9 protein-coding genes are annotated in these 10,178 nt (G+C 71.1%); 3 read left to right on the forward strand and 6 right to left on the reverse strand.

All coding sequences use genetic code 11. The features are described from left to right. Nucleotides 1-46 precede the first annotated feature (46 nt). The 3 genes from GL263_RS14100 to GL263_RS14110 are packed head-to-tail and all read left to right on the forward strand — an operon-like array spanning nt 47 to nt 2,858. Entirely contained in the window at nt 47-1,084 is a 1,038-nt protein-coding gene (locus GL263_RS14100; RefSeq protein ID WP_323379389.1) for an AAA family ATPase, read from the forward strand. Then, on the forward strand, nt 1,081-2,181 hold the full coding sequence (locus GL263_RS14105) for a ParB/RepB/Spo0J family partition protein (protein ID WP_182856040.1): 1,101 nt from the start codon (nt 1,081-1,083) through the stop codon (nt 2,179-2,181). Before GL263_RS14100 ends, GL263_RS14105 begins: the two co-directional genes overlap by 4 nt. A gap of 59 nt (nt 2,182-2,240) precedes the next feature. Continuing rightward, nucleotides 2,241-2,858, forward strand: coding sequence for a GNAT family N-acetyltransferase (locus GL263_RS14110; protein WP_182856041.1), 618 nt, complete (start codon nt 2,241-2,243; stop codon nt 2,856-2,858). A 61-nt stretch (nt 2,859-2,919) separates the two neighbouring features. Here GL263_RS14110 and trxA read toward each other — a convergent pair whose 3' ends face one another. From trxA to murJ, 6 genes are all read right to left on the reverse strand, one after another. Then, complete coding sequence (gene trxA / locus GL263_RS14115) at nt 2,920-3,243, reverse strand: thioredoxin (RefSeq protein WP_182856042.1); 324 nt, start codon at nt 3,241-3,243, stop codon at nt 2,920-2,922. Nucleotides 3,244-3,364: 121 nt separating this feature from the next. Continuing rightward, nucleotides 3,365-4,357, reverse strand: a complete 993-nt coding sequence (trxB, locus tag GL263_RS14120) for a thioredoxin-disulfide reductase (RefSeq protein ID WP_182856043.1) — start codon at nt 4,355-4,357, stop codon at nt 3,365-3,367. Nucleotides 4,358-4,526: 169 nt separating this feature from the next. Further along, entirely contained in the window at nt 4,527-5,573 is a 1,047-nt protein-coding gene (locus tag GL263_RS14125; protein WP_182856044.1) for an anti-sigma factor family protein, read from the reverse strand. Beyond that, nucleotides 5,570-6,289, reverse strand: coding sequence for an RNA polymerase sigma factor SigM (gene sigM, locus GL263_RS14130; RefSeq protein ID WP_182856045.1), 720 nt, complete (start codon nt 6,287-6,289; stop codon nt 5,570-5,572). The genes GL263_RS14125 and sigM overlap by 4 nt, the downstream gene beginning before the upstream one ends. 32 nt (nt 6,290-6,321) lie before the next feature. Continuing rightward, the gene (locus GL263_RS14135) at nt 6,322-8,049 is read right to left on the reverse strand and encodes a protein kinase family protein (protein ID WP_182856046.1); all 1,728 of its coding nucleotides are present in this window, start codon (nt 8,047-8,049) and stop codon (nt 6,322-6,324) included. A 255-nt stretch (nt 8,050-8,304) separates the two neighbouring features. Next, the coding region (murJ, locus tag GL263_RS14140; RefSeq protein ID WP_182856047.1) for a murein biosynthesis integral membrane protein MurJ at nt 8,305-10,178 on the reverse strand (1,874 nt) is incomplete at its 5' end.

Here is a 10,178-nt window from a genome sequence, read left to right on the forward strand (position 1 = left end):
GTTTTCCACAGGTAAGCGGGGCTCAGTGGTTCAGGACCCCGGGGGCATGGCAGGCTTTGAGCCTGCGAAGCCGCCTTGCGAGGAGAGTGAACCGTTGCGGTCCGACGCCAACCTTGCGGGACCGATGGCCGAGCCGGTCCCCGGTCCCCGTTCCGAAGTGGCGGATGTTTCACGTGAAACCCCGCCGCCGATGGATGACACTCCGATCGGCCGCGCCGCCCAGCAGGCGGTCGAGGCGATCCATCGAGCAGGCGAGGGCCTGCCCAGGCCCGAGCAGACCCGAGTGATGGTGGTCGCCAACCAGAAGGGTGGCGTGGGCAAGACCACCACCACCGTGAACCTGGCGGCCTCGCTTGCCCTGCACGGTGCACGGGTCCTCGTGATCGATCTCGATCCGCAGGGCAACGCCTCCACCGCGCTTGGCATCGACCACCACGCCGACGTGCCGTCGATCTACGACGTCCTGGTGGAGAGCAAGCCGCTGGCGGACGTGGTGCAGCCGGTGCCCGACGTGGAAGGACTGTTCTGCGCTCCCGCGACCATCGACCTGGCCGGTGCCGAGATCGAGCTGGTGTCGCTGGTGGCCCGGGAGAGCCGGCTTCAGCGGGCGATCGCCTCCTACGAGCAGCCGCTGGACTACGTGCTCATCGACTGCCCGCCGTCCCTCGGACTGCTGACGGTGAACGCCCTGGTGGCCAGCGCGGAGGTGCTGATCCCGATCCAGTGCGAGTACTACGCGCTGGAGGGCCTTGGCCAGCTGCTTCGCAACGTCGACCTGGTGAAGGGGCACCTCAACCCCGAACTGCACGTGTCCACCATCCTGTTGACGATGTACGACGGGCGGACGCGGCTTGCCTCCCAGGTGGCGGAGGAGGTGCGCGGACACTTCGGCAAGGAGGTCCTGCGCACCAACATCCCCCGGTCGGTGCGGATTTCCGAGGCGCCCAGCTACGGGCAGACGGTGCTCACCTACGACCCGGGCTCCAGCGGAGCGCTCTCCTACCTGGAGGCCGCGCGGGAGATTGCACTGCGAGGTGCGGAGAAGGAAAGGGAACAGCACAGCATGGCGGAGGGCACGCAGTGAGCGATCGACGTAGGGGGCTGGGCCGGGGGCTCGGCGCACTGATCCCCGCCGCACCGAAGAAGGACGAAACCGGCCCCGGCGCGGGCTCGGCGGGTGACGTGGCTGCCGCCACGGTTCTCGCCGAGCGCGGCGTGGCCGCGGCGAAGCTGGTGTCGCCACCGGAACGGGAGCAGGACCGGGCCGCGGTGCCCGGACAGCAGGACGGCGACACCGAGATTCAAGGGAGTGGGTCCGGAGCCCACGGCGAGGTCGCGGGCGCGCACTTCGCTGAGATCCCGCTCTCGGCCATCAGCCCCAACCCGCGACAACCGCGTGAGGTTTTCGACGAGGACGCGCTGGACGAGCTGGTCACCTCCATCAAGGAGGTGGGCCTGCTGCAGCCGGTGGTGGTGCGGCAGACGGGCACCGACGCCTATGAGCTGATCATGGGTGAGCGCCGCTGGCGGGCCTGCCGCGAGGCCGGCCTGGAGCGTATCCCCGCGATCATCAGGGCGACCGAGGACAACAAGCTCCTCCTCGACGCCCTGCTGGAGAACCTGCACCGGGCCCAGCTGAACCCGCTGGAGGAGGCCGCCGCCTACGACCAGCTGCTGCGGGACTTCGACTGCACCCATGACCAGCTCGCCGACCGGATCGGCAGGTCGCGTCCCCAGGTGAGCAACACGCTGCGACTGCTGCGGCTTTCGCCGCCCGTGCAGCGGCGGGTGGCCGCAGGGGTGCTCTCCGCAGGGCACGCGCGGGCTCTGCTCTCCGTGGACGATTCGGAGGAGCAGGACCGGCTGGCGCACCGGATCGTCGCCGAAGGTCTTTCGGTGCGGGCGGTCGAGGAGATCGTGACCCTGATGGGGTCCTCCACCAAGGCCGCCAAGCCGAGGCGCCCGCGTGCCGGCAGGCGTGTCTCGCCGGCGCTGGACCAGCTGGCAGGTCGGCTCTCCGACCGCTACGAGACCCGGGTGAAGGTGGACCTCGGGCAGAAGAAGGGGAAGATCGTCGTCGAGTTCGCCTCGATCGAGGATCTGGACCGCATTCTCAGCCAGATGGCCCCCGGCGAGGGGCGGGTGACGGACCAGCTCTCGGCCGAGGGCGACGACGAGTAGGTCGCCGCGGACGAGTTTCTCTCCTGAAGAGTCGACGCCCCCTGGATACGATGGTCTCCATGGGGCGTCGACTCGTTCCTCTCACCCTGGACAACCTGTCCGAGCTGCCGAGCGCGTGCCGTCGCTGTGTCTTCTGGGAACTGGACGCGGTGAACGGCCGGGCGGCGACCGAGCAGGGCCGGGTGGAGGAGGAGAAGGAGGCGTGGCTGTCCGGGGTGCTGCTGGACTGGGGCTCCTGCGGCCGGATCGTCTACGTCGACGGCGCCCCCGCGGGCTTTGTGCTCTACGCGCCGTCCGCCTATGTGCCTCGATCGGCCCTTTTCCCCACCAGCCCGGTGTCGGCGGACGCCGCCCAGTTGGTGACCGCGCGGCTGCTGCCGCAGTTCCAGGGGCAGGGGCTCGGCAGAGTGCTGGTGCAGACCGTGGCCAAGGATCTGCTGCGTCGGGACTTCAAGGCCGTTGAGGCGTTTGCCGACGCCCGCGAGGACGGGCGTTCCTGCCTGCTGCCGGCGGAGTACCTGCGAGCGGTCGGCTTCAAGACGGTACGGCAGCACCCGCGGTTTCCCCGGCTGCGCCTGGAGCTGAGGAGCACGGTCTCCTGGAAGGCGGACATGGAGAGGGCGCTGGACCAGCTGCTCGGTGTGGTGCAGAAGGACCCCGCGCTGCGGCCGCTGTGAGCGGACGGCGCTCTCTGAGGTTTCACGTGAAACAGGGGCCGCACGTGGCGTGCCGCGCGGTTCAGCCGATGAAGTCGGCCAGGTCGCGCTCGATCGCCGCCTTCGGCTTGGCGCCGACGATCGTCTTCACAACCTCGCCGCCCTTGTAGACGTTCAGGGTCGGCAGGGACATGATGCCGTACTTGGCGACCACGGTCGGGTTCTCGTCGCTGTTCACCTTGACGACGGTGATCTTGTCGGCGTGCTCGTCGGCGATGGCCTCCAGCGCCGGAGCGATCTGACGGCACGGGCCGCACCAGGACGCCCAGAAGTCGACCAGAACCGGCTTGTCGCTCTGGAGGACGATCTCGTCGAAGGTCTTGTCGGTGGCGGTCACGGTCGGCATTGATTCTCCTTGGGGGGTCGCAGTGATGCGGAGTCAGTGGGGCGGGGTCTGAGAGTGGCGGGTGCGACCGGCGTTGCCCGTCGGTCGGCGTCGACCGGTGTGCGCGGCGCGGACCGTACCGTCAGACGGTAGCGGCCTCGGCGGCCTCGGCTGCCTTCTCCGGCTCGGCGGCGGGCTCGTCGGCAAGGGCGGCGAGGAAGCGCTCGGCGTCCAGCGCGGCGGCGCAACCGGTGCCCGCGGCGGTGATCGCCTGCCGGTAGGTGTGGTCGACGACGTCGCCCGCGGCGAAGACACCGGGAACGTTGGTCCGCGTGGAGGGCGAGTCCACCTTGAGGTAGCCGTCCTCGTCAAGCTCCAGCACGTCGGTGAACAGCTCGGTGCGCGGGTCGTGGCCGATCGCGACGAACAGGCCGGTCGCGTCCAGCTGACGCGTGGTGCCGTCCACCGTGTCGGTCAGCGTCATCCCGGACAGCTTGCCGTCGGTCTCGTGAAGCTCGGTGACCTCGCTGTTCCAGGCGAACGTGATCTTCGGGTCGGCGAAGGCGCGCTCCTGCATGGCCTTGGAGGCCCGCAGGGTGTCGCGGCGGTGCACCACGGTGACGCTCTTGGCGAAGCGGGAGAGGAAGGTGGCCTCCTCCATCGCCGTGTCGCCGCCGCCGACCACCACGATGTTCTGGTCGCGGAAGAAGAAGCCGTCGCAGGTGGCGCAGTAGGAGACGCCGCGGCCGGACAGGGCGTCCTCGCCCGGCAGGCCGAGCTTGCGGTGCTGGGAGCCGGTGGCGATGATCACGGCCTTGGCGCGGTGGACGGTGCCGGCGGAGTCGGTGACGGTCTTGATCGGGCCGGTGAGGTCCACGGCGGTGACGTCGTCCGGGATCAGCTCGGCACCGAACCGCTCGGCCTGGGCACGCATCTGGTCCATCAGCTCAGGGCCCATGATGCCGTCCCGGAAGCCGGGGAAGTTCTCCACCTCGGTGGTGTTCATCAGGGCGCCGCCGGCGGTGACGGATCCCTCGAAGACCAGCGGTTCCAGCGAGGCACGCGCGGTGTAAAGGGCGGCGGTGTATCCCGAAGGACCCGAGCCGATGATGATCACGTTACGGACGTCGCTCACGGGGGAGCCTTCCTTGTCTGCCGATGGCGTACCGGTTCTCTGCCTTGCCGAGGGCGGCTGACGGAACCTGCCGTCGAGCCCCACACCTCACCCAACGGATCCTACGGGCCGCGCATTCCCAGAACAGCCACAGGCACACTCCGTGGACACGGAGTCCGCTGTGGAGCGGTCAGCGGCGCTCGATGGTGTGGCGGGCCAGGACCCGACCCGGCTCGGTGCCCTGGTCGCCGGCCGGCTGATCGGCGCAGGTGGCGTCGACGACGTAGGCGTCCACGCGCTGCTCGTCACCGGGGTGTGGCAGGACCACGAGATAGGCGTCCGTGCCCTCGTGGCTCTGCCGGGTGACGGCAAGCGGGGCCTCGGCGCGGTTCACCGCCGAGGCGACGCATTCGGGCAGTGTGACAACCGCGTCGGAGCCGAAAGTCCCGTGGGGACTGGCCTTCGGGCTGAACTGGCCGGGATCCTCGCCCCGCTCCGGCGTCGTCCCGTTGCCGGAGTCGGTCGGAGCGCGGCGCGGGGAGAGCGCGAGCAGCTCGTGTACCTGCTTCTCAAGTACCTCCGGCGCCGGTCCGGCGCCGGGAGCCGTCTGCTCGGCCGTGACCTGGTCCCGGCCTCCGCTCGGCCCGCTGTCGCCGAGCAGCGGGGGGAGGAGGAGTCCGGCCAGCAGCGCGACTGCGCACACGCCGAGCGCGGCGAAGAGATTCCGCCGGCGCCGCCCGGCGCCTCGGCGCTGCCCCCGGATGTCCGGGCCGGCACCGCCGCCCGGGCGAGTGCCGTCGTGGCGGTTGGACGGTCGGCCGGCCGCGTGTGTGGTGGTTCCGGCTGTTTCACGTGAAACAGTGCTGTCGTCGTCGGCGGCCGTCGCATCGGTCGCCGCCTCCGCGGTTTCCGTCGTTTCACGTGCTGTCGTTTCACGTGAAACGACAGCACGTGAAACGACACCTGGCGCGGTCGCGTCGAGCAGGGCTTCGGCGGCGATGGCGGCGTCGATACGGCCCGCGATGTCCTCCGGCATGCGGACCGGGCCCGGCAGGGTGCCCAGCGCGCCCCGGATCTCCTCCAGCGAGCTGCGGACGTCGGCGCACAGCGGGCAGACGCTGAGATGGCGGGCGACGTCGGCGGAACGGTCAGGCGGCAGCAGCCCCTCGGTGAGCGCGGAGATCTCCGCGACCTCGGGATGCTCATCGGTGTCGAACGTCGTGGGAGACACCCTCACGCGGTTCCACCTCCGTCCTTCGCCGCCTCGGCCTCGCCGCCTGCCGGTGGGACGGCTGTCCCCCGCGTCCGGTTCCTTCCCCCTTGATCGCCCTCGGTACCCTCCGGGCGCAGATGGGTGATCATGGGCAGCAGTCGGGCTCTGCCCCGAGCGCAGCGGCTCTTGACCGTGCCGACCGGCACGTCGAGCACACGGGCCGCCTCGGCGACGGGGTAGCCCTGCATGTCGACGAGTACCAGCGCCGCCCGCTGCTCGACCGGGAGCTGAGCCAGCGCGGCCAGCAGTTCGCGGTGCAGGTCACGCCGTTCGACCGGGACGGCCGCCGACTCGTGCGGCTCCAGCAGGGCTTCGAAGCGGGCGGAGTCGTCGGTGAGCGTGGTGCGCCGGGTGGCGGCCTTGCGGGCGCGGTCGATGCAGGCGTTCACGGTGATGCGGTGCAGCCAGGTGGTGACGGCCGACCGGCCCTTGAAGGTGTGCGCGGAGCGGTACGCGGACACCAGCGCGTCCTGTACGGCGTCGGCGGCCTCCTCCCGGTCGCCGAGCGTGCGGAGCGCGACGGCCCACAGTCGGTCCCGGTGCCGCCGCACCAGCTCCCCAAATGCCTCCGGGTCACCCGCGACATGCCGCGCGAGAAGGTCCGCGTCGGAGTTGTGCTCGACGGTCGTGGGCCGCGCGGTGCCGTTGTCGGACGAGCGGTCTGTCGCGCCCTCGGCCACCGGCGGTTCTCCCTCGGCTCCTCGCACGTAGGTCAGCTCGTGACCTCGATGTTGGTGACGCGCCCCCGGTACTGACCGTCGTTGATCGGCAGCTCGGTGAGCCACATCAGCACAAAGCGGGTCTTGATCGGCTTCTCCGCCTTGAGGACGACGCTGTCCCCTCGTCCGCCGGTCACCTTGCTGAAGTCGCTGAGTGAGTTCGGCATGGAGGTGACGGTCCTCGGTGTGGCGAGGAAGTCGACGCCGGTGCTGCCCTGGAGGCTGACCTTCAGGGTGCTGACCTGCTTGACGTCGCCCAGGTCCAGGATGACGCCGACGCCGTCCTTGAGGTTCCCGAACTTGGCGTTGCCGTAGTAGTCCGTCTGCCAGTAGGTGGCGGCGTTGCCGTCCAGAGCCTTCGGAACGTCAGCCGGCTTCTCCTTGCCGTCACGGCCCTGCGGGTCGAAGTCCTTGGCCTTGGCGACCTTGATGCTCTTGCCGGTGGGAGCGTCGGGCTTGGGCTCGTTCTCCTTGTTCTGCTCGACGGGCTCCTCCTCCTGGCCGGCGGCGCCGCCGGTGGAGTTGTTGTCGCCGCCGTTCATCAGGGCGTCGGCGACCTGCCAGCTGCCGAGGCCGAGCGCGGCGATGAGGAGGGCGGAGACGGCGCCCTTCAAGAACTTGCCGGTGCGTCCCGGCAGGGTCGGCGGGGGCTCGGGGACGGCTGCGGCCGGCGTGGGGTGTGTGGGTGTGTTGGCGGCGGCCCGCGCGGTCTTCGGCGGGTAGCCGCCGGGGGTGCCGTAGGGGCCGGCGGTGTAGCCCCCGTAGCCGGCGCGGCCGAGGGCGGCCGGGAACTCCGGCTCCGGCGGCTTGATGCGGGGCAGCGCGGCGACGGCCGTGACGACCTCCTGCGGGGTCGTGCAGGGCTGTTCGCGGCTGCTGGCGGTGGCGCCGTTGTTGACCAGGGCGCGCATGGCGAGCTCGGCCAGTCCCCGGTGGACGCCGGCGCGTACCTGGTCGGCGGGGACGATGCCGCCGCCGGCGAGCGGCGGCACACCGGCCAGCCCGTAGGCGTCCTCCTCGTAGGGCCAGCGCTGGGTCACGGCGGCGTACAGCAGCGCGCCGATGGCCTCGGTGTCGGTGCGGGCCGGGTTGTCGGCGCTGATGCCGCGCAGGGCGGCGTTCACCGCGAGGCCCCGGATGCGGTACTGGCCGACGCCGGTGCGCAGCACGGCGCTCGGGATGAGCCGGAGGTGGGACAGACCCTCTCGGTGGGCGGCGGCCATGCCCTGGGACACCTGGGTGACCATCTGGTACGCCTCGTAGGGCTCCAGAGGGCCGCTCTCCAGCAGCTCGGTGAGCGGCGTGGCGTCGGCGAGCCACTCGTGCACCACGTACACGAGGTCGTTCTCCTCGACCGCGTCGAGGACCTGCACGAAGCGCGGGTCGCCGAGGAGGGCGGCGGAGCGGGCGGCGGCGAGAACGGAGCGGGCGCGGGAGTGGTCGGCAGGCAGTACGTGGACGCCGACGGCGCGGCGCAGCATCTCGTCGACGGCGCGCCAACTGCTGAAGCCGTCGAGTCTGGTGGTGCACTCCTCCAGCCGGTAGCGGCGGGCCAGTTTGTGGCCGCTGTGCAGCTCGGGCGATGTCGCGCCGGGCTGGGGCCTGGTGCCGTCGGCCGTGGTGTCGCTCGCCGGCTTGGTCTGCCGCTGCGGGCTCTGCCCGCCGCTCTCGCCGCCGCTCGCGCCCGCCACGTCAACGGCAGCCGTGCTACGTTCCGCCACCGTCGCTCCTGCCTCCCCATTCCCTCGCGGCCGTCGGTCCGTGCGTCTGCGGGCAGTCGCACGGTGCTCGGCTACCCCGGCGGATCGAACTGATTCCGCCGGCACTGCTCGCACCGGCCGCGCCGCCGGGCATGGCGGTGCGGCCCGTACGGACCGACGAGCCGGCCATGTCTGTCGACTCGGCCAACTCAGCCACGGACAATTGTGCCTGCACTCCTCGCCATGCACGACACATGGTGGTCACCGATGGTTGTATCAGCGGCCGATCTTTGCGCGCACCATGCCGATCATCGCGGTCAGCTCGGCCACCCGGAGTCGTTTGGCGGCGAGCAGGAACACCACACCGAGCACCACCGAGCCGGCGACAAGGGCCGTGGCGCCGCCGGTGAAGCCGTTGCCGAGCAGGCGCACCGCGCCGTAGGCGGTGCCGCCGGCGAGCAGCGCGGCCGGGAGGCTGGCCAGGCACAGCCGGGCGTAGGTGCGGACGACGGGGCCCGCCGGGAGTGTGCCGTCGAGCTTGCGGCTCAGCCGCTTCCACGCGATGACCACACCGATGGCGTAGGCGACACCGTAGAAGCCGGCCATGCCGGCGACCGCCCAGCGGCTGGGCAGCAGCAGGAAGCACAGCGCGGCGCCGGCGGCGTTGCCCGCGGCGACGATCACGGTGTTGTAGAACGGCGTCCGGGTGTCCTCGAAGGCGTAGAACGCGCGCAGTACGACGTACTGCACCGAGTAGGGGATGAGGCCGAGGCCGAACGCCATCAGGATGAAGCCCATGGAGCTGGCGGCGGTGAAACCGGCCGACGAGAACAGCACCAGGCACATCGGCACGCCGAGGGCGACAAAGCCGAAGGCGACCGGCACGATCGCCACGGCGGAGGTGCGCAGGCCGTGCGACAGGTCGTCGCGGACGGCGGCCAGGTCGCCGTCGTGCGCGGAGCGGGAGAGCCGGGGCAGCAGCGCGGCCATCACGGACACGGTGATGATGGCCTGCGGCATCTGCCAGATCAGCAGCGCGTTGTTGTAGCCCATGATGCCGGCGCCGTCGTTGCCGGCGTCCGCCGCGGAGGCGCCGGCGGCGGTGGCGAGCTGGGTGACGACGATGAGTCCGGCCTGGTTGGCGAGGACAAAGAGGATCGTCCACTTGGCGAGCTTGGCGGCCTTGCCGAGGCCGTGGCCGCGCCAGTCGAAGCGGGGCCGGAAGTGGAAGCCGGCGGCCCGCAGGTAGGGGATCATCGCCAGGGCCTGGACGACAAGGCCGAGCAGGGTGCCGATGCCCAGCAGCCGCACGCCCTCGGGGGTGATGGTGGTGACGCCCATCTGGGAGGTGCTGTAGGTGCCGTAGACCCAGATGAAGGCGCCGAAGGTGGCGATGATGACGATGTTGTTGAGGACGGGCGTCCACATCATCGCGCCGAACCGGCCGCGGGCGTTGAGGATCTGGCCCATGACCACGTGCACGCCCATGAAGAAGATGGTGGGCAGGCAGTAGCGGGCGAAGGTGACCGCGACGTTGTTGGCGTCCGGGTTGCTCGCGATCGGCACCGACAGCATCTTGATCAGCAGCGGGGCGATCACCACGCTGAGGGCCACCAGCGCGCCGAGCACGACCATGACGAGCGTCAGCAGCCGGTTCGCGTAGGCGACGCCCCCGTCGTCGTCGTTTTTCATCGCCCGGACGAGCTGGGGGACAAAGACGGAGTTCAGGCCGCCGCCGATCGACAGCATGTAGATCATCGTCGGCAGCGTGTAGGCGACGGTGTAGGCGTCACCGAGCATCGCGGCGCCCAGCGCTGCGGTGATGATCACCGTGCGGAGGAAGCCGGTGAGGCGGGAGACCAGGGTGCCGGCGGCCATGATGGCGCTGGACTTGAGGATGCCGCCGCCGCCCCGGGAGGCCTTGGCCGGCGGCGGTTCGGGAGTGCCGTCGCCCGGCTCGTCGGGGCGGACGGGGCCCTGCGGGCCGCCGGGCGGCTGGGGGCCGGCGGGGCCCTGGGGAAGCCCGGCGGTGGGCCCGTGCGGCGGCTGCGGCGGCGCCACGGGCATGCCGGCCGTGCCGGGGGTGTGCGGGGCCTGACGGGTGTGCGGGGCCTGCTGGGCGTGCTGGGTCTGCGCCGGGGGGGCCGCCG

Source organism: Streptomyces durbertensis (genome assembly GCF_014156695.1).
In the GTDB taxonomy this organism is placed as follows: Bacteria; Actinomycetota; Actinomycetes; order Streptomycetales; family Streptomycetaceae; genus Streptomyces; species Streptomyces durbertensis.